Origin of the sequence: Pseudomonas sp. FP215 (assembly GCF_030687795.1) — a bacterium.
Classification (GTDB): Bacteria; Pseudomonadota; Gammaproteobacteria; order Pseudomonadales; family Pseudomonadaceae; genus Aquipseudomonas; species Aquipseudomonas salmasensis.
On the sequence record NZ_CP117447.1, the window covers coordinates 2,992,840 to 3,018,830 of the forward strand.

The 25,991-nt window shown below is 61.1% G+C and carries 26 protein-coding genes; 14 read left to right on the forward strand and 12 right to left on the reverse strand.

Features of this window, described 5'->3' with window-relative positions; all coding sequences use genetic code 11:
- Positions 1-10: 10 nt before the first annotated feature.
- Positions 11-916: a LysR family transcriptional regulator gene (locus tag PSH76_RS13650; protein ID WP_305494297.1), complete on the forward strand. Its 906-nt coding sequence runs from the start codon at positions 11-13 to the stop codon at positions 914-916.
- A gap of 1 nt (position 917) precedes the next feature.
- Here PSH76_RS13650 and PSH76_RS13655 read toward each other — a convergent pair whose 3' ends face one another.
- From PSH76_RS13655 to PSH76_RS13675, 5 genes are all read right to left on the reverse strand, one after another.
- Positions 918-1,850: a cupin gene (locus tag PSH76_RS13655; RefSeq protein WP_305494298.1), complete on the reverse strand. Its 933-nt coding sequence runs from the start codon at positions 1,848-1,850 to the stop codon at positions 918-920.
- 158 nt (positions 1,851-2,008) lie between these two features.
- Positions 2,009-3,340: an LLM class flavin-dependent oxidoreductase gene (locus PSH76_RS13660; RefSeq protein WP_305494299.1), complete on the reverse strand. Its 1,332-nt coding sequence runs from the start codon at positions 3,338-3,340 to the stop codon at positions 2,009-2,011.
- A 22-nt stretch (positions 3,341-3,362) separates the two neighbouring features.
- Positions 3,363-4,319, reverse strand: coding sequence for an ABC transporter substrate-binding protein (locus PSH76_RS13665; protein ID WP_032897360.1), 957 nt, complete (start codon positions 4,317-4,319; stop codon positions 3,363-3,365).
- 165 nt (positions 4,320-4,484) lie between these two features.
- Positions 4,485-5,813 (reverse strand): ATP-binding protein, encoded by a 1,329-nt coding sequence (locus PSH76_RS13670; RefSeq protein ID WP_305494300.1) that lies wholly within the window; start codon positions 5,811-5,813, stop codon positions 4,485-4,487.
- Positions 5,810-6,565 carry a response regulator gene (locus PSH76_RS13675; protein WP_278918351.1) on the reverse strand — a complete coding sequence of 252 codons (756 nt, stop codon included), beginning with the start codon at positions 6,563-6,565 and terminating at the stop codon, positions 5,810-5,812. Before PSH76_RS13675 ends, PSH76_RS13670 begins: the two co-directional genes overlap by 4 nt.
- 119 nt (positions 6,566-6,684) lie before the next feature.
- Between PSH76_RS13675 and PSH76_RS13680 the strand changes: the two genes are divergently transcribed.
- The 3 genes from PSH76_RS13680 to PSH76_RS13690 all read left to right on the forward strand — a co-directional run bounded on the left by PSH76_RS13680 (position 6,685) and on the right by PSH76_RS13690 (position 8,642).
- Positions 6,685-6,996, forward strand: a complete 312-nt coding sequence (locus PSH76_RS13680; protein WP_032897365.1) for a hypothetical protein — start codon at positions 6,685-6,687, stop codon at positions 6,994-6,996.
- The gene (locus PSH76_RS13685) at positions 6,996-7,664 is read left to right on the forward strand and encodes a DUF3313 domain-containing protein (RefSeq protein ID WP_032897368.1); all 669 of its coding nucleotides are present in this window, start codon (positions 6,996-6,998) and stop codon (positions 7,662-7,664) included. The genes PSH76_RS13680 and PSH76_RS13685 overlap by 1 nt, the downstream gene beginning before the upstream one ends.
- 108 nt (positions 7,665-7,772) lie before the next feature.
- Positions 7,773-8,642 (forward strand): oxaloacetate decarboxylase, encoded by an 870-nt coding sequence (locus tag PSH76_RS13690; protein WP_003191182.1) that lies wholly within the window; start codon positions 7,773-7,775, stop codon positions 8,640-8,642.
- 4 nt (positions 8,643-8,646) lie between these two features.
- Here the strand turns inward: PSH76_RS13690 and PSH76_RS13695 are convergent, their stop codons facing one another.
- Positions 8,647-9,123, reverse strand: a complete 477-nt coding sequence (locus PSH76_RS13695) for a helix-turn-helix domain-containing protein (protein ID WP_305494301.1) — start codon at positions 9,121-9,123, stop codon at positions 8,647-8,649.
- 107 nt (positions 9,124-9,230) lie between these two features.
- Between PSH76_RS13695 and fabF the strand changes: the two genes are divergently transcribed.
- The 3 genes from fabF (at position 9,231) to PSH76_RS13710 (ending at position 13,641) form a co-directional block, all read left to right on the forward strand.
- On the forward strand, positions 9,231-10,499 hold the full coding sequence (gene fabF, locus PSH76_RS13700) for a beta-ketoacyl-ACP synthase II (protein ID WP_305494302.1): 1,269 nt from the start codon (positions 9,231-9,233) through the stop codon (positions 10,497-10,499).
- A gap of 71 nt (positions 10,500-10,570) precedes the next feature.
- Positions 10,571-10,951 carry a RidA family protein gene (locus tag PSH76_RS13705; RefSeq protein ID WP_003191178.1) on the forward strand — a complete coding sequence of 127 codons (381 nt, stop codon included), beginning with the start codon at positions 10,571-10,573 and terminating at the stop codon, positions 10,949-10,951.
- Positions 10,952-11,661: 710 nt separating this feature from the next.
- The gene (locus PSH76_RS13710) at positions 11,662-13,641 is read left to right on the forward strand and encodes a U32 family peptidase (RefSeq protein WP_019820074.1); all 1,980 of its coding nucleotides are present in this window, start codon (positions 11,662-11,664) and stop codon (positions 13,639-13,641) included.
- A 44-nt stretch (positions 13,642-13,685) separates the two neighbouring features.
- On the opposite strand, the gene PSH76_RS13715 is transcribed toward PSH76_RS13710, so the two are convergent.
- On the reverse strand, positions 13,686-14,594 hold the full coding sequence (locus PSH76_RS13715) for a DMT family transporter (RefSeq protein WP_305494303.1): 909 nt from the start codon (positions 14,592-14,594) through the stop codon (positions 13,686-13,688).
- A 108-nt stretch (positions 14,595-14,702) separates the two neighbouring features.
- Between PSH76_RS13715 and PSH76_RS13720 the strand changes: the two genes are divergently transcribed.
- The 4 genes from PSH76_RS13720 (at position 14,703) to PSH76_RS13735 (ending at position 17,775) form a co-directional block, all read left to right on the forward strand.
- Positions 14,703-15,146, forward strand: coding sequence for an Lrp/AsnC family transcriptional regulator (locus PSH76_RS13720; protein ID WP_032897385.1), 444 nt, complete (start codon positions 14,703-14,705; stop codon positions 15,144-15,146).
- A gap of 211 nt (positions 15,147-15,357) precedes the next feature.
- Entirely contained in the window at positions 15,358-15,681 is a 324-nt protein-coding gene (locus tag PSH76_RS13725) for a co-chaperone YbbN (protein WP_275623535.1), read from the forward strand.
- Between the two features lie 344 nt (positions 15,682-16,025).
- On the forward strand, positions 16,026-17,372 hold the full coding sequence (locus PSH76_RS13730) for a sodium:proton antiporter (RefSeq protein ID WP_032897387.1): 1,347 nt from the start codon (positions 16,026-16,028) through the stop codon (positions 17,370-17,372).
- A 55-nt stretch (positions 17,373-17,427) separates the two neighbouring features.
- Positions 17,428-17,775, forward strand: a complete 348-nt coding sequence (locus tag PSH76_RS13735) for a helix-turn-helix domain-containing protein (protein WP_032897389.1) — start codon at positions 17,428-17,430, stop codon at positions 17,773-17,775.
- Here PSH76_RS13735 and PSH76_RS13740 read toward each other — a convergent pair.
- The 3 genes from PSH76_RS13740 to PSH76_RS13750 form a co-directional block, all read right to left on the reverse strand.
- Positions 17,766-17,903 (reverse strand): hypothetical protein, encoded by a 138-nt coding sequence (locus PSH76_RS13740; RefSeq protein ID WP_169918350.1) that lies wholly within the window; start codon positions 17,901-17,903, stop codon positions 17,766-17,768. The two genes, PSH76_RS13735 and PSH76_RS13740, sit on opposite strands and share 10 nt — an antisense overlap.
- Positions 17,904-17,914: 11 nt before the next feature.
- Positions 17,915-18,127 (reverse strand): hypothetical protein, encoded by a 213-nt coding sequence (locus PSH76_RS13745; protein WP_186608134.1) that lies wholly within the window; start codon positions 18,125-18,127, stop codon positions 17,915-17,917.
- A gap of 85 nt (positions 18,128-18,212) precedes the next feature.
- Complete coding sequence (locus PSH76_RS13750; protein ID WP_014718415.1) at positions 18,213-18,758, reverse strand: hypothetical protein; 546 nt, start codon at positions 18,756-18,758, stop codon at positions 18,213-18,215.
- Between the two features lie 407 nt (positions 18,759-19,165).
- Here PSH76_RS13750 and PSH76_RS13755 point away from each other — a divergent pair, with 407 nt between their 5' ends.
- Positions 19,166-20,575, forward strand: a complete 1,410-nt coding sequence (locus PSH76_RS13755; RefSeq protein WP_032897394.1) for a circularly permuted type 2 ATP-grasp protein — start codon at positions 19,166-19,168, stop codon at positions 20,573-20,575.
- Positions 20,576-20,577: 2 nt separating this feature from the next.
- On the forward strand, positions 20,578-21,528 hold the full coding sequence (locus PSH76_RS13760) for an alpha-E domain-containing protein (protein WP_044273752.1): 951 nt from the start codon (positions 20,578-20,580) through the stop codon (positions 21,526-21,528).
- A gap of 102 nt (positions 21,529-21,630) precedes the next feature.
- Here the strand turns inward: PSH76_RS13760 and PSH76_RS13765 are convergent, their stop codons facing one another.
- On the reverse strand, positions 21,631-23,892 hold the full coding sequence (locus PSH76_RS13765; protein ID WP_305494304.1) for an ATP-dependent DNA helicase: 2,262 nt from the start codon (positions 23,890-23,892) through the stop codon (positions 21,631-21,633).
- Positions 23,889-25,535, reverse strand: a complete 1,647-nt coding sequence (locus PSH76_RS13770; protein ID WP_098951528.1) for a VRR-NUC domain-containing protein — start codon at positions 25,533-25,535, stop codon at positions 23,889-23,891. Before PSH76_RS13770 ends, PSH76_RS13765 begins: the two co-directional genes overlap by 4 nt.
- Before the next feature lie 189 nt (positions 25,536-25,724).
- On the opposite strand from PSH76_RS13770, the gene PSH76_RS13775 reads away from it, so the two are divergent.
- Positions 25,725-25,949: a YgdI/YgdR family lipoprotein gene (locus PSH76_RS13775; RefSeq protein ID WP_003191162.1), complete on the forward strand. Its 225-nt coding sequence runs from the start codon at positions 25,725-25,727 to the stop codon at positions 25,947-25,949.
- Positions 25,950-25,991 lie beyond the last annotated feature (42 nt).

Consider the following 25,991-nt stretch of genomic DNA (forward strand, 5'->3'; position numbering starts at 1 on the left):
GAGGCTGCCCTTGGACTATTTCACCGCCCTCACCGCCTTTATCGAAGCCGCCGAAGGCAACAACTTCTCCCGCGCCGCCGAGCGCTTGGGCATCAAGGCCTCAACGGTCTCGCGCTACGTGAAGGACCTTGAGCAGGACTTGGGCATCGCGCTGTTCAACCGCTCCACACGCACGCTGCATCTGACCGAAGGCGGCCAGACCTTCCTGATACACGCACGCAGGGTGCTGGATGAACTGGAACACGCCAAGGCCGCCACGTCTGCGCTGAACCAGCATCCTCGGGGCATGCTGAAACTCAACCTGCCACCGGCGTTTGCTCGCCATCACATCCTGCCGGCGTTGAATGACTTTCTGGTGCGTTACCCGCAAATCAGCGTGGAACTGGTGCTGGATAACACCCAGGTCAACTTGATTCATGCCGGCGTCGATTTAGCCATCCGCATTGGCGAGCTGGCCGATTCGACGCTCAAGGCACGCAAGCTCAGCGACGGCCATTACCGCTTGGTGGTCAGCCCGGCGTTTGGCATGCAGCACCCTCCTCCGTCCACGCCCACGGACCTGGCCGGTGTGCCTGCGGTGTTGGGCACGGCTATTACGGGCGATATCAGTTTTGTATCCGCCGGCCGCGCGTTCCCGTTGTTGCATGACAGCGTTATTCGAATCAATGACTTGGACGCGCAACTGATCGCCGCGCGCCAAGGCCTGGGCTTTGCGCTCTTGCCAGACTGGCTGGTGGAACGAAGTATCGAGACCGGCGACTTGGTAGTGTGGCTACCGGAATGGCAGATCCAGGGCGTGGAGCGGGCGTTTGCGGTGTGGTTTGTCTACCCGCCCAAGCGCATTGTGTCGTCCAAGGTCCGGTGTTTTATCGACTTTATCGTTGAACGACTGGGCGAGACCCCGGACTGGAAATGACTCAACTGAAGCGAATATCCAACGCGCGCAAGTAAGTTTGCAGCCCGGCATCCTGAATCGGGATCAGGAACGCCTCGCTATCTGATTCATTAAAATGCGCATGCCAATAACCCGGTGGCGTGACAAACGCCAGGCCGGGTGACCAGTCGACCCGTTGCGGGTTACGGATTTGCCCATCCGCCTCAAGCTCAGTGCCCACTAGGGAATAACAGCCCTTGGGGCAATCGATAATGAAGTCCAGTGCAATCGACTGATGCCGATGGGGTTTCTGCACCGATCCTGCCGGCAGAATCCCGTACATGGCCCACAATACGTGGGTCACCGTGCGTGTCTGCGGGAAATGGCTGTTGCCCAGCAGAATACTGATGCGGCTGCGGTCCTGGGCCCTGGGATCATCGGCCGCTTCACGCAACTTCGCGTTGGCCAGTGCTGCCGGGTACAGGGTTGGCGCAAAGCGGTCGGCGCTGGGTGTCACCCCCAGGTAACGCAGCAACGGCTCATCGTGCACATAGTAAAGACGCGCATCCTCGCGGGCACTGAAGTGCGCCTGCTGTAACCCAGGCAGGGCAATAAAGCAGCCCTTGGACCATTGAATCTCATATTCGCCCTGAACCACGCTGCCCTCCCCGGCGATCACGTAGAGCACCTGGGAGGTGGCGTTGGGTTGCTGCGTCAGCGTGTCGCCACGGTTAAGGCGCATGAAGTTCGCGCATAACCCGGGACCTGTCGCAGGGCCTTCGCAGCCCAAGGCCTCGCTGAGGTCCAGCGGTACCACGCGCGAGGGGCCACTGTCATACAGCGAGGCGGGAAAGCTGTGGTAGGGAATGCGGGAAATCAGATTGGCACTGATGGGGTTCGCCGCCTTGCTGTACTCGAAGTACTCGGCGTCGACTTGGTTGATATCCGTCAGTGCGGGGTCGAATTCACGGTTCATCAGGCTCACCTCAGTCTTGGGCTGGATCGCGCAACGCCGTTGAACGGGCTGCACGGGGTGAGTGGACTATAGGCACAGCTCGCAGGCGGATTAATGCCTGTGACGGCACAGCAGTTATGCGAAATGGGGCAGTTAACGCAACCCCGCAAAACCAGCCCTTAGGATGAGGGGTAGCGCTGGAACCTCGGAATCGCCAAGCCCAGGCTTTCACGCAAGGTCGAGCCCTCGTAGGCCGTACGATAAACACCGCGCTCTTGCAGCAGCGGAATCACCTCCTGAGTAAAACGATCAAATTGCCCAGGGTGCCCGATGTAGATATTGAACCCATCCACGGCCCGGGCCTCGAACCAATCCGCCATCTTCTGCGCCACCGTGGCGGCGCTGCCGACGAACGCGCCTGGGCGCAATTGCCGGCCAAATTCGACGGCCTGGCGTAGGGTAAAGCCCTTTTCCCGGGCCTGGTCGGCGATGCGTTTGGCTGCGGTGAAAAAACTGCTGCGCGCGGCCTCCAGGCTCTCTTGCGGGAACGGCGCGTCCAGGTCGTATTGGCTGAAATCATGCCAGCCAAAATTGCGCCCGAACTCCTTGAGTGCCAACGCAAAACTATGGTCCACCTGATGGTAGTGCTGTTCGATTTCCCGGGCATGGGCATCGGTGTCGCCCACATAGATTTCCGCACCGGGCATGATCAGTAACTGCTCAGGATCACGCCCCCGTTGTACCGCCCTGCCCTTGATATCCCGGTAAAACGCCTGGCCCTGCTCGAGACTGGCCGCGTGGGTGAAGATCACATCGGCGGTGGCGGCGCCCAGCTCGCGGCCTTGTTCGGAGTCACCGGCCTGGAAAATCACCGGCTGGCCTTGGGGCGAGCGCTGGATATTCAGCGGGCCCACCACCGAGAAATGTTCGCCCTGGTGATTCAGGCTGTGCAGCTTGCTCGGGTCGAGAAACTGCCCAGTGGCACGGTTGCGCACAAACGCATCGTCTTCGTAGGAGTTCCACAACCCCTGTACCACCTGAACGTGTTCGGCGGCGCGACCATAGCGGGTGGCGTAGTCGTAATGTTCGTCGCGGCTGTAATTGCCGGCGGTACCGGCATCGCCGCTGGTCACCACGTTCCAGCCGGCGCGGCCTTTGCTGATCAGATCCAGGGAGGCCAGGCGCCGGGCGACGTTATACGGCGAGTTATACGAGGTGGTCAGTGTACCGACCAGGCCGATATGCCGCGTGCTCACGGCCAGTGCCGACAGCAATGTCAGCGGCTCCAGGCGATTGAGGTAATGGGACGGCGAACCTTCGGTGATGAACTGGCTGTCGACGATAAACATCAGGTCGAACAATGCCGCCTCGGCCTGGCGTGCTATCTGGATGTACCAGTCGACGTTGACGCTGGCATCGGCCGGCAATTGCGGGTCAAGCCACAGGTTATGGCGGCCCGGCCCACCGCAGCCCATGGTCAAGGCGCCCAGTTTGAGCTGTCGTTTAGTCATTGCGCAGTAGTCCTTCAAGCGTTCAGGGCTGGGTGGTGGCGACGGCGGGCTGCAAGGCGGCCGCGAATGAAGGGTCGAACAACGTGGCGGCTGAGTAAGACTTGACCAGGCCCAGGCCGGCAAAAAAGTCCACGGTCTTTTGCGCCTCGATGGGCGCCTGGGGCGTCAGCGGCTCGACGGTGGTGCGTGCGCGGGCAAACCAGACGCGGGCAATGTCGGCATCCGCGCGGGTGCGCTTGGCCCAGGCATCGGCATACGCGTTGGCGTTGGCCGGGCTGTGGCGGGCCCAGTCGCGGGCTTTTTTCAGGCGCTGGAGAAAGTCGCTGATGAGTTCACGCTTGGCCTCCACAGCACTGGCGTTGGCGGCAATGAAACTCTGGGCCGGGATCAAGTCTTCAGCGGTTGCCAACACCCGCGCACCTTGGCGTTCCTGTTGCGTGACGTAGGGCTCCCAGGTGGCGATCACGTCAACCGCACCGCCTTCCAGCGCGTGGGAGGCATCCAGGGCGCTGAGGTAGCGCCATTGCAGCGAATCCCGCGCCACTCCGGCCTTGTCCAGCGCGGTCAGCAACAGTTGCTGGCTCCAGGAACCCTTCCAGATTGCGGCGCGCTTGCCTGCCAGATCGGCCAGGCTGTGGATCGACGAGTCCTTTTTCACCAGGATGGCCACGCCGTCGAGATTTTGCCGGCTAACGGCGATCACCTTGATCGGTGCACCCAGGGCGCCCAGGAACAACACCGGCGCATCCCCGAGCAGGCCCAGGTCCAGGCTGCCGACATTGAGCGCTTCGGCCACCGGTGAGCCGGCCGTGAACTGCTTCCAGTCCAGCGTGTAGGGCAGGTCATCGAGTACCCCCGCCGCCTCCATCACGGCCTGGGCGTTGTAGCTCTGGTCGCCGACCACCAGGGTTTGCGCCTGCGCCGTCAGGCACAGCAAAGAGGCGGCCAACCCGGCCGCCAGGGTTTTGAGGTAACGCACGTTCGTCTCCAGATGCCGTGTGGGGCATTCAAGTCGATCCGCGCGCACGGTCTCGGTTTTATAAGGTCATTTGTTGTGTGGGGTATTTTTGCGGTGTTGAAGGCGGGATGTAAAATACTTATAACGCATAACCTAATTCAATAATAATGCGCATATCGCATCACGCTAGCACGGCAATTCAACCCGGGCCACCAACCCCGAACCACGTCGATTGCTCAGGCTCAGTTCACCGCCCTGCTCGCGCACAATCGCCCGTGCCGCCGAGAGCCCAAGCCCCACCCCACCGGTATTGCGGTTGCGTGAGGTCTCAAGGCGAAAGAACGGGTCGAATACACGCTCCAGGTCCGCTTCGGGAATCCCCGGGCCCTCGTCGCAGACCTCGATGCACACGCTCTGGTCATTAATACTCAGTGCAATGCTGGGGTGCCGGGCGTACTTGGCAGCATTTTCCAGCAGGTTGACCACCACCCGTTTAAGCCCCAGTGGCCGGCCGTGATAGACCAGATGGGGCGGCCCTCGGAAGTCGACCACCAGTTGCTGGTCGCGATAGTCGTCGATGATGGTTTGCAGCAGTTCAGACAGATCGAACGCCGTGCTGTGCTCCAGCACCGTATCGTCGCGGAAAAACGCCAATGCGGCGTTGATCATCGACTGCATTTCCTCGACATCGCGAATCAGCTTGTGTTGATGGTCCAGGTCTTCCATGAACTCACAGCGCAGGCGTATACGCGTCAAGGGCGCGCGCAAGTCATGGGAAATGGCTGCCAGCATCTGGGTGCGCTCGCCGATAAAGTGCTGGATCTGCGCCTGCATGGCGTTGAAGGCGATGGTGGCCTGGCGTATCTCGTCGGGGCCTTCGATGTCGATGGGCGGTGCGCGCAGATCGCCACCGAAGCGTCGGGCAGCGCTGGCGAAACGCTGCAACGGCTTAGCCAATTGCCGGGTGGCGACCCAGGCGACCAGCAAGGTGGCGATCAACCCCAGGATGATGATCACCGCGATCCGCGTGGGTGCGCTCAGGCCCCAACTGCGTTCGGGCGGGATGAAAGACAACCAGCTGCCATCAAGTAGCTGCACCAGCGCCACATAATGCGCGTCGGGGCTTCCACGCGGCCAATCGTCCGGGCTGTACACCTGAATGGTGCGCCCGGTGCCAAACAATGCCTGTATCCCGGGGACTTCGCCGGCTTGTAGCACGTTGCCGCCGCTGGGCAGGCCGAAATCAGCAGGGTCGGTATGCCATGCCACATGCAGGCGGGTATCGCTGGCCGCTGTCGCCAGCTGCGAGCGCAACGGCGCAGGCGCGGCCTCGATCACTTTCAGTGTCGCGGCCATCTGCTCAAGCAACCCCGTACGGTCGATGGGCGGACGCGCCCACACCCCGGCCACCTGCACGAACAAGGCGTTGAGGGCCAGCGAGGCGAGCATTGCAGCGAGGATGGTCAGGGCGATGCGCCGGTTCAGGGTGTCGCGGCGCAACAGGCGGCGGATCATGAGCGGGTCACCGGGGCGGTAAACAGATAGCCGCCATTGCGCACGGTGCGGATCAGGTCCGGGCGCTTGCAGTCGGGCTCGATCTTGCGGCGCAGCCGGCTGACCTGCACATCGATACTGCGGTCGAAGGCGTCGTGGCCCTGGCCGTGGGTCAGGTCGATCAATTGGTCGCGGGTGAGGATGCGCTGGGGGTGTTCGAGAAACACCACCAACAAATCGAACTCACCACCGGACAGCGGGATCATGACGCCCTCGGGCGAACGCAGTTCGCGACAGGTGATATCCAGGTGCCAACCGGCAAAGGCAATCACCGGGCGTGAACGCTCGTCGGCCGCACTGACTGCCTGCCCCGCACGCCGTTGCACGGCACGCAGGCGGGCCAGCAATTCGCGCGGGGCGAAGGGTTTGGTCAGGTAGTCGTCGGCGCCCAGTTCCAGGCCAACAATGCGGTCGCTCAGCTCGCCCATGGCCGTGAGCATGATGATAGGAATGCCGAACTGCGCCCGTACCTTCTGGCAGAGGCTGAGGCCGCCTTCGCCGGGCAACATGAGGTCGAGGATGATCGTGTCTGGCCGCTGCTGCGCGATGGCCGCCCACATGGCCTCGCCGTCGGCGGCCACGTCGACTTCATAGGCGTGCTGGACGAAAAACTTCTTCAGCAATGCCAGCACTTCCACGTCGTCATCGACGATCAGCAGTCTGCTCACGTTCACAGGTTCCCAAGCCAAAAAAAGAAAGACATCTAAAACCATTCCGGCGCCTTGGTCATTTATTTCAATCGAGCAACATTCCTTCGCCACGGACACAACCCGGACATCTTTGGGCAAAACCTGTCCGGCATTCTGCACGCCTTCCATTCAAGGAGATGCCTATGAAAGTTTCGAGCAGCAGGTACACCGAGCAGGCCGCGGGCGACGTACGGCCACTGGTACTGAGCCAGCGCACCTCGTCCCCCGCTCAGGATAGCCCGATGTTGTTTCAGGAGTCGTGCCTGGGGCTGAACGCGGACCTGGACCGTATCGTGCTGCGTCGCTACTTCGAACACTACAGCCCGGACGCCGGGCGCTGGGTCGAGTACGCCCATTCCATTCCCGTCGCCGAGCTTGTCCACTGGATCATGACCCATGGCCAGTTGCACATCGAGTCTTCCCACGACACCTTGAACGAACAGGCCACCCATTGATGACCCGCATGTGCTCACTGTCGCTCTTGATGGCGGCCGCCCTGGGCCTCACGGCCTGCAGCAGCAAAACGGTGGAACCGGAGCGATACACCGGATTTCTACACGATTACAGCCTGCTCCAAGCACAACAAAGCCCTTCGGGCGAGGCCATCTTGAGTTGGATCAGCCCGGCCTTGAAGCGCGGTCGCTACAAGCAGGTCTACCTGGCGCCCAGCCAGTTCTACCCGGCCGTTGCCCCCAGCGCTCGCATCCCCCAAAGCACCCTCGCCCACGTGACGGGTTACTACGACCTGGTACTGCGCTCGGAACTGGGCAAGGTCGTGTACCTGGCCGCCAAACCAGGGCCAGATATCCTGACGGTACGGCCCGCCATCACGCGCATTGCCACCAGCACCCAAGGCCTGCGGTTTTATGAATGGCTGCCGATCACCCTGGTCGCTGCAGGCGTGAGCACCGCCACCGGCATCCGCGACCAAGACAGTGAGATCGCCACGGAGTTGTCCCTGGAAGACGGTTCGACCGGTGATGTCGTGGCCGCAATGGTACGCAAAGGCACCGGCACGCCGCTGGACAACGACCGGCAAGTGGTGACCGTCGACAACGTCAAGGCGGTGCTCGACGGCTGGGCCCGCGACCTGGGCCAGACATACAGCGTCGTCGCTCGTTAGCCTGCCCCGCTCAAACGTCATAATCACAGGGGCATCTGCGTGGTAATCTCCCGGCACCACGAATAGACATTGATCGTCACTTGACGATGACCAAAGCCAGGAAAGACCATGCCCAAGATTTCTCACTCAGCGCTACGCCGTAACTTCCGTGACCTGCTGGCAACGCCCATCTGCGTTGAAACCGCCTCCGTATTCGACCCCATGTCTGCCCGCATCGCGGCCGACCTGGGGTTTGAAGTGGGAATCCTGGGCGGCTCGGTCGCCTCCCTGCAGGTGCTGGCGGCCCCCGATTTTGCGTTGATTACCCTGAGTGAGTTCGTCGAGCAAGCCACCCGTATCGGCCGTGTGGCCCAGTTGCCGTTCATTGCCGACGCCGACCATGGCTACGGCAACGCCCTGAACGTGATGCGCACCGTCGAAGAACTGGAACGCGCCGGCGTCGCGGCGCTGACCATCGAAGACACGCTCTTGCCCGCGCAATTCGGGCGTAAATCAACGGACCTGATTTCCGTCGAAGAAGGCATCGGCAAGGTCAAAGCCGCCTTAGAGGCGCGTGTCGACCCGGCGCTGTCGATCATTGCCCGCACCAACGCCGGCGTGCTGCCCACCAGCGACGTGATTGCGCGGACCAAGGCCTATGAAAAGGCCGGCGCTGACGGCATCTGCATGGTCGGCGTCAAGGACTTCGACCACCTGGAGCAGATCGCAGAGAACCTCAGCGTTCCGCTGATGCTGGTGACCTACGGCAACCCGCAACTGCACGACAGCGAGCGCCTGGCAAGCCTGGGCGTGCGCATCGTGGTGGCCGGGCATGGCGCCTACTTCGCCGCGATCAAGGCTACTTACGACAGCCTGCGTGCCCAGCGTCAGCTGACCCACAGCACCTCGAACCTCAGTGCTACGGAATTGACCCACACCTACACCTTGCCTGAGAGCTATGTGGCGTGGGCTGAAGAGTTCATGGATGTAAAAGAGTAATCAATCACTCACGGTTCAGCCGTTGGCGCATCCCTGCGCTGGCGGCCGGGCCGGGCTGTACCACGCACTGATCCATCTCCACCAACGCACCTTCAGCCGTCGCCATCACCGGCTGCACCGGTAGCCCCGTCTCGCGTTCCACCACCTCGACACTGATGCCCTCCTCGGCGTAATGCCGGTTGCCCCACGCCACCAACGCCATCAGCACCATACGAAAGTCTTCGCCCCTGGCCGTCGGCACGTATTCGTAGCGTGGCGGGCGCTCGCTGTAGGCGCGGCGCTCCAGCATCCCCGCGTCCACCAAGCCATTAAGGCGGCGCGTCAACATGTTGGGCGCGATGCCCAGGCTGCGCGAAAACTCGTCGAAACGGCGCAGGCCGTGCAAGGCGTCGCGCATGATCAGCATGCTCCACCACTCCCCTACCCGTTCAAGGCTACGGGCAATGGGGCATTCGGCACTGATGAGGGATTTGCGCTGCATAAGTATTCCTGTGTGCGAGTACAAACTTGAAGGATGCCATGTTACTTTCATGATGATAGTGACGTCCATACGCTGTGTATCCTTCAAGCAACAGGAGTCGATTGAATATGAGTAAACGTATCGTCGTGACGGGCCTGGGCGCGCTGACGCCGCTGGGGTCGAGCGTGGAATCCACTTGGCAGCGCTTGCTGGACGGGCAGTCGGGCATCCGTCGTTTGCCGCAAGAATTGATCGGTGATCTGGCGGTCAGCATCGGCGGCCAGGTGCAAAGCGTGCTGCAAGACCCCGAAGCCGGGTTTGATCCTGATCGACTGCTGGCCGCCAAGGAACAGCGCAAGATGGACCGCTTTATCCTGTTCGCCCTAGCGGCGGCAGATGAAGCTCTGAAACAGGCCAAGTGGGCCCCCAAAACGCTCGATGAGCAGGAACGCACGGCGACCATCATCGCTTCCGGTGTCGGTGGTTTCCCGGCCATTGCCGATGCGGTGCGCACCACCGACAGCAAGGGCCCGCGTCGTTTGTCGCCCTTCACCATTCCATCGTTTCTGAGCAACATGGCTGCCGGGCATGTGTCGATCAACTATGGCTTGAAAGGCCCTCTGGGCGCGCCGGTGACCGCCTGTGCGGCCGGGGTTCAGGCCATCGGCGACGCAGCGCGAATGATCCGCGCCGGAGAAGTCGACGTCGCGGTATGCGGCGGTGCCGAAGCGGCAATTCATCGGGTCAGCCTTGCCGGCTTCGCCGCAGCGCGAGCGCTGTCCAGCGATTTCAATGACAGCCCGCAGCGTGCTTCGCGACCCTTCGATCAGGCGCGCGACGGCTTTGTGATGGGCGAAGGCGCCGGCATTCTGGTGATTGAAGAACTGGAGCATGCCCTGGCGCGGGGCGCGCAGCCGATTGCTGAACTGGTGGGCTATGGCACCAGCGCAGACGCCTATCACATGACCGCAGGGCCTGAAGACGGCGACGGTGCGCGCCGGGCAATGACCCAAGCGTTGCGCCAGGCGGGTATCGAGGCGTCGCAGGTGCAATACCTGAATGCCCACGCAACCTCCACACCTGTGGGAGACAAAGGCGAGCTGGCGGCGATCAAGACGGTATTTGGTACCGGCGGCAGCCCGGCGATCAGCTCGACGAAATCCGCCACCGGCCACTTGCTCGGTGCTGCGGGGGGCATCGAAGCGGTCTTCACCGTGCTTGCCCTGCGTGACCAGATCGCGCCAATAACACTCAACCTGGAAAACCCGGACACCCTCGCCGACGGCCTGGACATGGTGCGTGGTGAGGCGCGGCCCATGGCGATTGAATATGCGCTGTCCAATGGCTTCGGCTTTGGCGGCGTGAACGCCAGCGTGCTGTTCCGACGCTGGAGATGAGCCAGGGTTTGCCCCAGGGGTGAATTTCACCGACCATGGCACCTTTCTGTTCCTGCCAACACGAGGTGCCCATGGCCAACCACGACCTGTCCTATACCCCTGATCCGGACGCCGATTCCATCTCCTCTGACGTGATCGGCTTCAACGGCATCCTGGTCTCCACCCAGATTCCCACCCGTGCCGATGGCAGCCTGGAGCTGGGCGATATCACCCAGCAAAGCGAGTGCACCCTGCAAGCGCTGAAAGTCGCGCTGGAAAAAGCCGGCAGCTCCATGGACCGGGTTATGCACTTGACTATTTACCTCACCGACATGGCCGACCGTGCCGCGTTCAACGAGGTCTACAAGCGCTTTTTCGCCAAGCCCTGGCCAGTGCGGGCGGCCGTGGGCGTTGCCGCCTTGGCGGTGGAAGGTATGCGCGTGGAAGTGACGGCGATGGCTGCCAAGGCTTGAATCTGCGGCGCCGTTAGCGCCGGCTGATCGGAATGTCGAACGCGGTCAGAAAGCTGGGAGCCGGCTTGCCGGCGATAGCCATAGGTATCTACACAACTTTTGGGCTGTAGCAGCAGACGGTAACCGCGATGCGAAGCGAGCCGCTCTTGATCTTGATCTGCTCTTGATCTGCTTTTGATCTCAGGCGCCCCGTCAAACCACGCTGGCCGGAATTCGACAGGGATTTGGGGGGTAAACCGGCAGGGATGCCGGTTTAGCCGCCCCGCGCCATGGATGGCGCGTGGCGGCGGCCCCCCAAATCACTGGCGGATTACGGGCACACCGAGCCTAAGCGAGGTGCCGAGTGGTGGGGCAAGAGCGTTTTGCTTACTTTTGCGCTTTTCAAAAGTGAGCCGCCGTCAGGGCGGAACCCTAAGCGGCCGTTACCGCAGCAATGGATATGTACACAATACAACTGTGTCGCCTGCCAAGCCGCCTTCGCGAGCAAGCCCGCTCCCACAGTTTGCTCGCTGGGCGTCAGGTAGATAGGCGTCGGCTGTGGGGCCGCCATCGCAGGCAAGCCAGCTCCCACATTGGGCCTTCGTTGCGTTGAGCATTGCGTTCGCTTAAACGGACTCGCATTAGGCCCGACAGCCCTGCGGTAGATGCCGCCCAGGCATTTCACGGCTACAATGCGCGCCTCAACCGTGACAAGCCTGACTAAAAAAACTATGTCCTTGCCCAAGCATCACCTGGAATTGCTCAGCCCTGCCCGCGATGTCGCCATTGCGCGCGAGGCTATCCTGCACGGCGCCGACGCCGTTTATATCGGCGGGCCGAGCTTCGGCGCCCGCCATAATGCGTGTAACGAGGTGAGCGATATCGCTCAACTGGTGGAATTCGCCCGCCGTTACCACGCCCGCGTCTTCACCACCATCAACACCATCTTGCATGACAACGAGCTGGAGCCCGCACGCAAGCTGATCCATCAGCTCTACGATGCCGGTGTCGATGCGCTGATCGTGCAAGACCTGGGCGTGATGGAGCTGGATATTCCACCGATCGAGCTGCACGCCAGCACCCAGACCGACATCCGCACCCTGGGCCGAGCCAGGTTTCTCGACCAGGCCGGGTTCTCGCAGTTGGTATTGGCCCGCGAGTTGAACCTGCAAGAGATCCGCGCCATTGCCGACGAGACCGATGCCGCCATCGAGTTCTTTATCCACGGCGCCCTATGTGTAGCGTTCTCCGGCCAGTGCAATATCTCCCACGCGCAAAATGGCCGCAGCGCCAACCGTGGCGACTGCTCCCAGGCCTGCCGCCTGCCGTACACCTTAAAAGATGACCAAGGCCGCGTTGTAGCCTTTGAAAAGCACCTGCTGTCGATGAAAGACAACAACCAGAGCGCCAACCTGCGCGCCCTGGTGGAAGCAGGTGTGCGTTCGTTCAAGATCGAAGGCCGCTACAAGGACATGGGCTATGTGAAGAACATCACCGCCTACTACCGCCAGCGCCTCGACGAGATCCTCGAAGACCGCCCGGACCTGGCACGCGCTTCCAGCGGCCGTACCGCGCACTTCTTCCTGCCCGACCCGGAAAAAACCTTCCACCGTGGCAGCACCGATTACTTTGTCAGCGACCGCAAGATCGACATCGGCGCCTTTGACACCCCGACCTTCACCGGCCTGCCCGTGGGCACCGTGGAAAAAGCCGGCAAGCGCGACTTGCAGGTGGTCACCCATGAGCCGCTGTCCAACGGCGACGGCCTGAATGTGCTGATCAAGCGTGAAGTGGTGGGCTTTCGTGCCAATATCGCCGAGCCCAAGGGTGAGTTCGAGGAAGACGGTGAGAAGCGCTACCGCTACCGCGTCGAGCCCAACGAAATGCCGGCCGGCCTGCATCAACTGCGCCCGCATCACCCGCTCAATCGCAACCTGGACCACAACTGGCAACAGGCCCTGCTCAAGACCTCGGCCGAGCGGCGTATCGGCTTGTCATGGGTCGCACGCCTGCGTGAAGAGCAGCTGCAAATCACCGCGACCAGCGAAGAAGGCATCAGCGCCAGCGTCACCCTGCCCGGCCCGTTTGGCGTGGCCAACAAGCCGGAACAGGCGCTGGACACCCTGCGCGACCTGCTGGGCCAGCTCGGCACCACCGAATACCATGCCACCCGCATCGAGCTGGATGCGCCGCAGGCGTTCTTCATCCCCAACTCGCAGCTCAAGGCCTTGCGCCGTGAAGTGATCGAAGCGCTGACTGCCGCACGCGTCGCCGCGCACCCACGGGGTGGGCGCAAGGCTGAAACCTCGCCGCCGCCGGTTTACCCTGAGGCGCATCTGTCGTTCCTGGCCAACGTTTACAACCAGAAGGCCCGGGACTTCTACCATCGTCACGGCGTAAAGCTGATCGACGCGGCCTTCGAAGCCCACGAAGAAACCGGCGAAGTGCCGGTGATGATCACCAAGCACTGCCTGCGTTTCTCATTCAACCTGTGCCCTAAACAGGCCAAGGGCGTGACCGGGGTGAAGACCAAGGTGGCGCCGATGCAGTTGATCCACGGCGACGAAGTGCTGACCCTGAAGTTCGACTGCAAACCCTGCGAGATGCACGTGGTGGGCAAGATCAAGGGGCATATCCTCGGCCTGCCGCAGCCTGGCAGTGCGGTGGAGCATTTCAACCCGGAAAACCTTATCTACCAAGGCACGCACTAACCCTCATCTGACGCCGCGTTTCACCCCGATGCGCTGCGTCATCGTTAACCTTCTTCGCGAGCAAGCTCGCTCCTACCCAGGTTGCGGGGCCACCACCAGCCCCGCTGCAACCCCGCCGCTGCCAGCAGAATCGCCGCCACGCCCAGCCATTGCAGCCACCCCAGGCGATGCCCGAACGCAATCCAATCCACAAAGATCGCCGCAATCGGGTAGATGAACGACAGTGCGCCGGTAATGGCCGTCGGTAATTTCTGGATCGCGCCATACAGCAGCACATACATCAAACCCGTGTGCACCACCCCCAAGGTCAGCAGCGCAGCCCAGGCATTTGTGGACGCAGGCAGGCCATCCCACGGCACCAGCGGCGCCAACAATACAGCGCCAGTGGCCACCTGAATCAATGCCATCAAATGTGGCGGTATTTCCTTGAGGCGCTTGATGATCAGCGCAGCGATCGCATACAAAAATGCCGCCCCCAGGGCCAGCGCGATGCCTACCAGATAATCACCGCCACCCGTCTGCTCGCCATGGGCGGTGACAATCGCCAACATGCCCAGGAACGCCACGCTCAACCACGCCAGTTTCTGCACGGTGATTTTTTCACCAAGAAACACCGCCGCCAGCACCACCAACATAAACGGCTGCACGTTGTACACCGCCGTGCTGATAGCGATGGAGGCCCGGGAATAGGATTCGAACAGCAACAGCCAGTTGCCGACAATGGCCACGCCGCTGAGCACGGCCAGCCCCAGTTTTGCCCAACTGAGCAGGTCTACACGCAGGTAACCCAGCCAGGCGCACACCAGTAACAGCGTCAGCGCGCCGATCACGCAGCGCCAGAACACCACCTCGATCACCGACACGCCAGACACCAGCACAAACCAGCCAATGCTGCCCGAGATCAGCATGGCGGCGACCATTTCCCACGACCCGCGACGGATGGATGAATCCATGATTGAAGCTCCTCAAGTGAAGCACCAGTATGGCAATCTGTCCGCGACGGCTACAGCGTCTAAAAAAGGCAAAACCCCGAATTCACCTTTTCTTATTAGGCACAGACCATGATCGACACCATCGACCAGCAACTCATCGCCGCCTTGATGGACGACTCGCGGCTGTCCCTCAAAGCCCTGGCAGGCATCACCGGGCTGTCCTCGCCCAGCGTCAGCGAACGCCTGCGGCGCCTGGAGGAACGCGGCGTGCTGACCCACTACACCGTCGACATCGACCCCAAGCACTTCGGCTACCTGCTGCAAGCCATCGTGCGCATCCGCCCCCTGCCCGGCAAATTGCAGGAAGTGGAGCGCCAGATCCAGGCGATCCCCGAGTTCACCGAATGCGACAAGGTCACCGGCGAGGACTGCTTCATCGCCCGCCTGCATGTGCGCACCATGGACCAGTTGGACAGCCTGCTGGACCGGATCAATGGCTATGCCGAAACCAACACGGCGATTGTGAAGAAAACCCCGGTGAAACGGCGCTTGCCGCCGTTGGGGGATCGCTGAGGTTTGTGATTAGCGCCATGCCAAGGGCACGTCATGGCGGCAGGTGAACTCGGCCAGCTCTATCGCCGATCAATCTAAAAAACTGTCAGTTTTCACAGGCGCGTGTGCTTGTGGCAGTTGTTAATTTTAAATGCCTTCCGGTGATGCCTCGCAGTACAAGGCAGGCAAAGTGCCGGTTCTGATGCTCATTAAAGATAAAAGGAAGATTTTCATGAGCTATATTCAAGTTGTTACAGATGATTCATTTGACGCGGATGTTCTCAAAGCAAACGGCCCAGTTCTGGTGTTCTTTTGGCATGAGTTAAGTCAGTCCTGTAAGTTGCTGGAACCTATTCTTGAAGGCTTAGCACCTGACTACGCGGGCAGGTTAACCGTTACCAAGCTGAATACGAACGAAAACACACAAACACCCAATAAATATGGCGTACGTGCCCTACCAACCGTATTTCTTTTCAAGAAGGGGGAACATGACGCAACCAAGGAAGGCATTTTTGCAAAAACCGATCTGAGCGCCTTTCTCGATCGCAACTTGTGACCCTTTACGATCTTCCAGGCCAAACACAGTCAAGTGTGGGAGCGGGCTTGCTCGCGAATACAGGGTGTCAGTCACCGACTATGTTGACGGGTATACCGCATTCGCGGGCAAGCCCGCTCCCACAGGGGATCTGCGCCGGGCGCTGATTCTGTGGGCAATACATAACCAGTGTGGGAGCTGGCTTGCCTGCGATAGCGATGGTTCAGTTGAATATTCAGTGACTGACACGCCGCATTCGCGGGCAAGCCCGCTCCCACAGAAGCCACTTCAACCCGTTGATTGTTTGAACCCGCACTTGGCCACGGCCCTCCAACCTGAATGAACCACGGCCGGGTACACGCACAATGACGTTCATTTTATGGTTGGCCGTATTGGGCGCGGTGCTGCTGACGCTCGCGCTCACCTCCTCCTACCTGCGCTGGATGCCAGTCACCACCTCGGCGGTGTGCCTGCTGCTGGGTATCGCCATCGGCCCGTTGGGCGTGGACCTGCTGCACCTGGACATCAAGGGTTCGGCGCGCTGGATGGAGCACCTGACCGAAGTGGCGGTGCTGTTTTCGCTGTTCGTCAGCGGCCTGAAACTGCGCCTGCCACTCAGGCATCGCACCTGGCGCATCGCCTTCGGCCTGGCCGGCCCGGTCATGCTGCTGACCATCCTCGGCACCGGGCTGTTGCTGCATTACCTGCTGGATCTGTCGTGGGGCGTGTCATTGCTGGTGGGCGCGATTTTGGCGCCGACCGACCCGGTGCTGGCGGGCCTGGTTCAGGTCAACAATGCCCAGGACTACGATGCGCTGCGTTTCGGCTTGTCGGGCGAAGCAGGCCTGAACGACGGCAGCGCCTTTCCGTTTGTGATCTTCGGCCTGCTGTTCATGCAACACGGCGGTTTTGATGGCGACTGGGTCGGCGGTTGGGTGCTGAAAAACCTGGTGTGGGCGGTGCCGGTCGGGCTATTGATCGGCTACTGGATGGGCCGAGGTATCGGCCGTGTAACGCTGCGCCTGCGCCTGATCAATGCCGACAGCACCCTCTCGCCCAATGATTACCTGACACTGGCCTTGATCGCCCTCGCCTATGTGAGCGCCGAAGCCGTGGGCGGCTATGGCTTCCTGTCGGTATTCGCGGCGGGCCTGGGGTTGCGTCAGGCCGAGGTGAAGTCCACCGGTAACGCCCAGACACCCGCCGAGCACCTGGCGCAACCGGTGGTGGGCCACCTTGAAATCGAGCCCGAGCAAGCCTTGCATGGCGACGTCAGCCACCTGAAAGACACCCAGATCGCGGCAGGGGTGATGATGGGCGACATGCTGGCCTTCGGCAGCCTGGTGGAGCGGGCCATGGAAGTGTTCCTGGTAACAGTCTTGGGCATCGTGCTGGTCAGCCACTGGGAGTGGCGCGCGTTGGCGGTAGCGCCGCTGCTATTCTGTGTGATTCGCCCCGCCAGCGTATTCGCCATGCCGTGGGGCCGCCTGCTGGACCGGCGGCAACGCAGCCTGGTCAGTTGGTTCGGCATTCGTGGTATCGGCAGCATTTACTACCTGTTCTATGCGCTCAACCATGGGCTGGTGGGCACCAGCAGCGAGGTTGCGGTCAACCTGACGCTGTCGGTCATCGCGTTGAGCATCCTGGTCCATGGCCTGAGTACTCAGCCGATGCTGGCGTGGTATGAGCGTCAGGCTGCGCAAAAAAATTGAATCCTGCACCGCGCCGGGGTTTCAAACAGTCAGGACCCACAGTACGAGTCAGCCAATGAAAAAGATCGCCCAACGCTTGCTTGAAGAACGCCAACGCCTGGGATACTCGCAGCAATACCTGGCACAGGCAGGCGGCGTGACCACACGCGAGCAACGTCAATATGAACTGGGCGAAGACCTGCCCCATGCCGACTACCTGGCAGCCTTGGCCGAGCATGGGGTGGATGTGGTGTATGTGATTACCGGCAAGCGCAGCACGGTGGTCAATATCAGCCGCGATCAGGCGCAGACGCTGATCGATAACCGCGTGGTGGGCCAGGAGGTGTCGCTGGACGGCGGGGCCGAGGAAGACGTCTACTTCAAGCTCAGTAACCCCTCGGGCCCGCCGCCGGATCAGTCCTGATTTTCAGTGTTGCCGACGTCTGCCACTTCTTCATCCGGGTCGCTCAGCGGCACTTGGGCATCGTCCATCAGCGAACCCGGGTCTTCGTTGCCCGGGTCGTTGGGTTCTTCTTCCAGTTCTTTTGACATGTGCGTCTCCTCTAACCGCCTTGGGTATCGATATCGGCATCGGTTTCAGGCTTGTGCTCGCGTTCAGGCTTGAAGTCTGGACTGTAGTCGTTTTCCTTGGCCTTCGGGTCGCTCGCAGGCGTCGGGTCCTTGGGCGCATCGGCGGCGGTGCCAGGGGCGGGCTCGCCGCCGTCGATCGCAGGGTCGTTGCGATTGCTCGTCTGGGGATCGTTAGGTTGGGTCATGAGGCACCTCTTTGCAGGCCGGTGAAAAATCTGTACCGCATAGAGGTAAGGCGTCATGGCCACGGCTGAAGTTCCGTTCGCTTGCTCAGCGCAGTGGGTTGTCCACCTGGATATAAAACGCATAGATGCCCAACACCAGCCAGAACACCATGAACAGCCATGGCGCACGCATGGAAAACAACAACGATTTGCGATAGCCCTTGTGGCTCGACTCCACCTCGGAAAACAGCGGCGATTCATCGTAGGCCATGCCCATCACCGGCTCGCTGCGCAGCAATTCGCTTTGCTTGTAGTGCCAGTGGTCGATAATTTCATACGCCGCACGGATACCGGGCCAAGCGTTCAGCGAGCTGAGAATACCCAGCGAAACCAGGAAGATCGGCACCACCAGGGTGAATAATTTGCCCCATTCCGGGTTGAGGTTACCCATGCCGGAAACAAAGGCAATCACCAGGAAGGATTGCGCGGTCAAGTAGGCGTCGGTGCGGTTGGCCAGGATGCTGGTTTCGTACTGGATCTCGCGCCGGTAAAAGTCGAGGCGGTCCTTGGGCGAGCCGAAAATCTTTGCGTTGTGTTCGCTGTGGTCGTTCAGGGCCGCTTCCGGAGTGTGGGGGGAGATGATTCTGGACACGACGGTGCTCCACAAGGTGACGAAACCCCTTAGAAGAATCGGGGCCTGGTGAAGTTCAAGTCGGTTCGCGCACCAATTCAGGGCGCCCACCGCCCTCTGTAGGAGCGAGCTTGCTCGCGAAAAACGTCAACGATAACGCGGGTTTTCCGAATAAACGCGGCGCCGGTGAGTTTTTCGCGAGCAAGCTCGCTCCTACAGAGAATTATTGGCATTCCGGCACAGGCATTGCTTTATCCATTCACCACCCCGAAAACAGGAGCATGCGTTACCCCCCGACCCAGAGCCGCCCCCATAAGAAAGTAAGGACCAGGTCTGTTGGCACCTTCAGCCACGGGCTCATAAAAACATGCGTTTTTTTAAGCGGCAGTGCCACCCAAAGCCACACTGGGCACTGACAAGGTACTGGAATGGCTCGATCTTTCTTTGATGAAATGAATGACGCAAACGGCGTATGCCGTGCGCACTATCAGGACTTCTCTCGCTGGCTGGCCAATACGCCGCCGGAACTGCTGGCCCAGCGTCGCCGTGAAGCAGACTTACTGTTCCATCGCGCCGGGATCACCTTCACCCTGTATGGCGACGAGCAAGACACCGAACGCTTGATTCCCTTCGACATCATTCCCCGCAGCATCCCCGCCAGTGAATGGAGCCTGATCGAGCGCGGCTGCATCCAGCGGGTCAATGCATTGAACATGTTCCTCGCCGACATCTACCACGACCAGCGCATTATCAAGGCCGGGATCATTCCCGCCGACCAGGTCCTGGGCAATGAGGGCTATCAGAAGGCCATGGTCGGTCTTGACCTGCACCGCGGCATCTATTCGCACATCTCCGGCGTCGACCTGGTACGCGACGGCGACGGTACCTACTACGTGCTGGAAGACAACCTGCGCACCCCCAGCGGCGTGAGCTACATGCTCGAAGACCGCAAGATGATGATGCGCCTGTTCCCGGAAGTGTTCGCCAAGCAGCGCATTGCGCCGGTGGATCATTACCCTAACCTGCTGCTCAAGACCTTGAAGAGTTCCAGCCGCCTGGACAATCCCAACGTGGTCGTCCTGACTCCAGGGCGCTTCAACAGCGCCTTCTTCGAACACGCGTTCCTTGCCCGGGAAATGGGCGTGGAACTGGTGGAAGGCGCCGACCTGTTCGTGCAGGACCTCAAGGTGTTCATGCGCACCACCGACGGCCCCAAGGCCGTGGACGTGATCTACCGGCGCATCGACGACGCTTTCCTCGACCCCCAGGCGTTCAACCCCGAGTCGATGCTCGGCGTGCCCGGGCTGGTGGCGGCTTACTGCGCCGGCAATGTGGTGCTGGCCAACGCTATCGGCACCGGGGTGGCTGACGACAAGTCGATTTACCCCTACGTACCGGCCATGATCCGCTTCTACCTGGACGAGGAACCGATCCTGCAGAACGTGCCGACCTTCCAATGCCGCAAGCCCGATGAACTGTCCCATGTGCTGGCCAACCTCGAGCAGTTGGTGGTCAAGGAAACCCAGGGCTCCGGCGGCTACGGCATGCTGGTGGGCCCGGCGTCGACGGCCGCCGAGATCGAAGACTTCCGCCAGCGCATCAAGGCCCGTCCCCACGCGTATATCGCCCAACCGACCCTGAGCCTGTCCACCTGCCCGACCTTTGTCGAAAACGGCATCGCGCCCCGGCACATCGACCTGCGGCCCTTCGTGCTCTCGGGCAAGGAAACCCGCCTGGTGCCCGGTGGCTTGACCCGCGTGGCGCTGAAGGAAGGCTCGCTGGTCGTCAACTCGTCGCAAGGCGGTGGAACCAAGGACACCTGGGTGGTGGAGGGCTGAGTATGCTGAGTAGAACGGCTGCAGATCTGTATTGGATGTCGCGCTACCTGGAGCGCGCCGAGAACCTGGCACGCATGCTGGAAGTCAGCTATTCGCTATCGTTGATGCCCCAAGCCGGGCGCAGCGATGGCTTGGACGAATTGGCGATGTCGTTGCTCAGCAGCGGAACCCTGGACAACTACCTGGAACGTCACCAGACCCTGGATGCCGAGCGCATGTTGCACTTCTTTGCCCTCGATGCAGAAAACCCCGCGAGCATCTACAACTGCCTGCGAGCCGCCCGAGGCAATGCCCATGCGGTACGCGGGCGCATCACCGCCGATATGTGGGAAAACCTCAACGCCACCTGGCTGGAAATGCGCAGCATCGCCGCCGGCGGCCTGGCGCGACACGGCATCAGCCACTTCTGTGATTGGGTCAAACAACGCTCGCACCTGTTTCGTGGCGCAACCTCGGGCACCATCATGCGCAATGACGCCTACCGCTTCATTCGGCTGGGCACCTTTGTCGAACGTGCAGACAACACCCTGCGCCTGCTGGACGCGCGCTATGAGATGTTCGGCGAAGAGTCCGAAGAAGTCAGCGACCTGTCGGCACGCGGTTATTACCAGTGGAGCGCCCTGCTGCGCGCGTTGTCGTCGTTCGAGGCGTATACCGAGCTGTATCCGAATGCCTTGAATGCACGCTCGGTATCCGAATTGTTGCTGTTGCGCAGTGATGTGCCGCGCTCGCTGCATGCCTGCATCGAGGAGTTGAGCCATATCCTCGCCGACCTGCCCGGCAGTTATGGGCGCACGGCGCAACGCCTGGCGGCGGAATTCGAGGCGCGGCTGCGGTACACGGGGATTGATGAGATTCTGGAAGATGGGCTGCACACTCGGCTGACAGAATTCATCGACACCGTGCGTGAGCTGGCGCGGGAGATACAAAGCTCCTACCTGGAAGTGGTCTAACACACACCTGTAGGAGCGAGCTTGCTCGCGAAAACTCACCGGCGCCGCGTTTATTCAGAAAATCCGCGTTATCGTTGACGTTTTTCGCGAGCGAGCTCGCTCCTACAAGGGGTTGATCGCCCACCAACGGGGGAGCAACTGGCGTACCCGCGACTCGCCGAAGCGGTCGTCGATCAGCATCACCACCCCGCGATCCTGCTGGCTGCGGATCACCCTCCCCGCTGCCTGCACAACTTTCTGAATGCCGGGATACAGGTAGGTGTAGTCATACCCCGCGCCGAAGACAGCGCCCATACGTGCCTTGATCTGTTCATTCACCGGGTTGAGCTGCGGCAAGCCCAGGGTGGCGATAAAGGCACCGATCAGGCGCGCACCGGGCAGGTCGATACCTTCCCCAAACGCACCGCCCAACACCGCAAAGCCAATGCCTTGGCTGTGGTGGGTGAACTGGTCCAAAAAAGCTTGGCGCTCGGCCTCGGCCATGCCCCGCGCCTGCAGCCACAACTCAATCTGCGGGTGCCGTTCGGCCATTAACTGGGCCACCTGTTGCAGGTAATCGAAGCTTGAGAAAAACGCTAGGTAGTTACCCGGTTGCGCGGCGAATTGCCGGGCGAGCAGTTCTACAATGGGTTCCAGCGACGCCTGGCGATGCACAAACCGCGTAGAGATGCGGTCAACGATGCTGACCTGCAATTGCTCGGCCTTGAACGGTGACGCCACATCAACCCAGGCAGTATCCGCCGGTAGGCCCAGCAAGTCGGCGTAATAATGGCGCGGGCTCAGGGTCGCGGAAAACAGCACGCTGCTGCGTGCGGCGGTCAGCCTGGGCCGGATGAACTCGGCGGGCACCACGTTGCGCAGGCACAGGGTCGAGCTGCTGCGCTTGGCGCTGAACTGGCGTTTAGTGATATCGAAGATAAAGTGTTCGTTGAACAGCTCAGCCACTTTGGCCCATTGCAGCGCGTCGAAGTAGAAGGCTTGCAAGTCACCGCTGAGGGCTTCGGGGTGGTCGTTGAAGTAGTCGCCCATGGCGCTGGTGCACAGGCTCAGGGCCTGGAGCAGTTTGTCAGGTTTAGCCGCGTACGCCTGATACGGCGCGACTTGGTCCTTGTGCAACGCATTCCACTCGCGGTTCAAGCGCTGCAAGGGTTTCTTCAGTATCTCGGGCGCGCTATCGCGCAAGGTCTTGAGGCTGTATTGATCCAGGCTGGCGCTGTACATCGAGCGCGCGCGTTCGACCAGGTTGTGCGCCTCGTCCACCAGCACTGCGACGCGCCATTGGTTGAGCTGGGCCAGGCCGAACAGCATGGCGCCAAAGTCGAAATAATAGTTGTAGTCGGCGACGATCAGGTCGCTCCAACGTGCCATTTCCTGGCTCAGGTAGTACGGGCAGACCTGATGAGCCAGCGCCACGTTGCGCAGGCTGCGCTGGTCGAGCAAGCGCACCTGGGACGCGGCCTGGCGGGCGGCAGGCAGGCGATCGTAAAAGCCCTTGGCCAACGGGCAGGAATTACCGTGGCAGGCTTTGTCCAGCTGTTCGCACGCCTTGTCCCGAGCCACCAGTTCAAGCACGCGCAGTGACAGCTCGGGGCTGCTGCCGTACAGCACTTGGGCGGCATCCAGGGCCAGCTTGCGCCCGGGTGTCTTGGCGGTGAGGAAGAACAGCTTGTCGAGTTGCTGCGGTGCCAGGGCCTTGAGCAGCGGGAAAATAGTGCCGATGGTCTTGCCAATGCCGGTGGGCGCCTGGGCCATCAGGCACCGGCCCGTAGTCACCGCTTTGTAGACCGACTCGGCCAGGTCGCGCTGCCCGGTACGGAAGTCGGCATGGGGAAACGCCAGGCTCTGCGCAGCGGCGTTGCGTGCGTCGCGATGCTGCATCTCTTGCCGGGCCCAGTCCAGGAACAGCGCGCATTGTTGATTGAAGAACTGCTCGAGGTCTGGCGCATCGAATCGCTGGTTCAGCACGGTTTCGCCTTCGCCGACGATATCGAAGTACACCAGCGCAAGGTCGATATGATCGAGCCCGAGCTTCTGGCACATCAGCCAGCCATACATCTTGACCTGGGCCCAGTGCAGTTGCCGGTGGTTGGCGGGCTGAGCAGCGAGATCGCCACGGTAGGTTTTGACTTCTTCCAGGCGGTTGGCGTCCGGGTCGTAGCCGTCCGCCCTGCCCCGCACCTTGAGCTGCTGGTAGTCGCCCTCCAGGGCAACCTCATGCTGATAATGCGCGCTGCGCCGGGACGCCACCGTACGATGGCCGACAATGCCTTCCTGGGCGCTGGGCGACGGCGTAAAGCGCAGGTCGAGGTCGCCGACCTTGGCGGTGAACTCACACAGCGCCCGTACGGCCACGCTGTAACTCAAGCGGGTTGCTCCGCCCAGCGCACGTAGCAAACGGTGACCGGCATCTGGTATTCACCGCAGAACGCCAGCCAGCGCAACTGGTTGTCTTGCAGGCGATCGCCGGGGCCCTTGACCTCGATCATGCGATAGGTGTTTTGCGCCGGCCAGAACTGGATGAGGTCCGGCATCCCGGCCCGGTTGGCACGGATATCCTGCAACAGGCGCGTAAACCAATGACGCAAGTGCTCGGCGGGCAGGCAGGCCAGGGCTTGCTCCAGCAACTCGTCGCTGAGCAGGTTCCAGAACACGAACGGCGACTGAATGCCCCATTTTTCCACGTAGCGGTGGCGGATGCTGGCCTTGTAGCGACCGTCCTCCAGTTGTGCAAAACACGCGGCAAACAAGGCTTCACGACGCTGATAAAAGTCCTCGCTGTGCAAGTCCGCCGGCCCGCGCTGGAACGGGTGGAAGAACGCCCCCGGCAGCGGCGCAAAAATCGCCTCCCAGCACAACAAGCCAAACAGCGAATTGATCAGGCCATTCTCGACGTAATGCACCGGCGCATCCGGTTCACTCAGGTGCGCCAGCACACAGGACTCCACCGACAGCAGCGGCTCCTGCACCAACGCCAGGTCCAGGCGCGCAATCGCTTGGGGCTTGGCCCTGGGCAGCGCCGGCCCGCCAAGTTTGCGCCGCAGGCGCGGCACGACGCGCAGCAGGTGTTGTTGTTCCGCTGCGTTGTGCGGGGCCTGTTGCGCCTCGCTCGCCAAGGCCATGGCTTGGGCATAATCCTCCTGGCGCTCCAGTACGCGGATCAGCCGCGCCCGCGCTCCGGGATGGGTGCAAGTGCGGTAGATCTGTTCGGCCAGTGCCAGCTCGGCGCAACGTTCACAATACTGGCCGATCTGGAACAGCAGCTTGGCGCGGCGCTTTTCCAGCCAGGGGTTGTCGGTACACAGCGTGGCGACCTGCGCCAACACCGTATCCACTGCCTCACCGGCTTCAAAGGCTTGCTGGCACTGGTGCAGGAACACAAACCCGTGCACGTCGTCACGGCTGCGTAAACCGCGAGACTCGGCGCAGAACTCGACTTTTTCATAGGTGTAGATGCCCAGGTCCGCCAGCACGAACTCCGACCAGTCCTGGTGCAGGTTGCCGAAGAACATCAGGCGCAGGCGATCACACAACTCCATCACCGTCAGGCTATAGAGCACATCGTCCACGTCGGGACACCACTGGGCAAAGCTGCGCGGTTCGGTAAATTGTGCGGCCAAGGGTTCAAGCCAATCGGCCTTGTTGCCCTTGGGTTGATCGATCCAGGGCCTGAAGGCGCCGAGCAGTTCACTTTTTTGCAGCAGCGCAAACAGCGTGGCAAACGGCAGCGGGCTTTGATCCTCCACCCATCCCAACTCACGCAAAGGCCCCGCCGCCGCATGAGGGCAACCGATTTCCAGGTAATGGAGCTTGGCGGCACGAAAATGCACGCCCTTGCGCATTACCATCCGCACCAACAACGCCTGGGACGCCTGGGGCAACCTGTCAAATTGCTGAATGAAATGCTGTTCGTGCGCATCGAGCAAATCGGCATAGCGTTGCCCCAACCACACCAGCACTTGGCGGAAGTTATGCAGGTAATACAAGGGGTCTTCGAGGGGGTTGGCCATGGCGCAGAGCAATCAAATACTGGTTATGCATACAGAGTGCCGGGGCAAAGCGGTTGTTGCAATCAGTAATAGATAAATGGCGCCTGCAACTTTTTGCAAAAAAACAATCTGATGAGGGGGTTGATCAAGTAATATTTATGGCCGCGCAGCCAGACGCTGCGGGACTTTTCAGGGTTAAAGGTAAGGGTTATGAACATGAAGAATTTGGGTCTGCCACTGGTTGCACTCACTTTTCTGGTATTGGCCGGTTGTTCCACGCAAACCGTAGTGACCTTGCAAAATGGCACGCAATATTTGACCAAGGACACGCCCAACGCCAAGACGGCCGATGGTTTCTACGAATTCACCGATATTGCCGGCAAGCGTATTCGTATCAAGGCCGATGATGTGGCCACGGTGCGTAAGGAAAAATGATCATCTAGCAAAACCCATCAAATGTGGGAGCTGGCTTGCCTG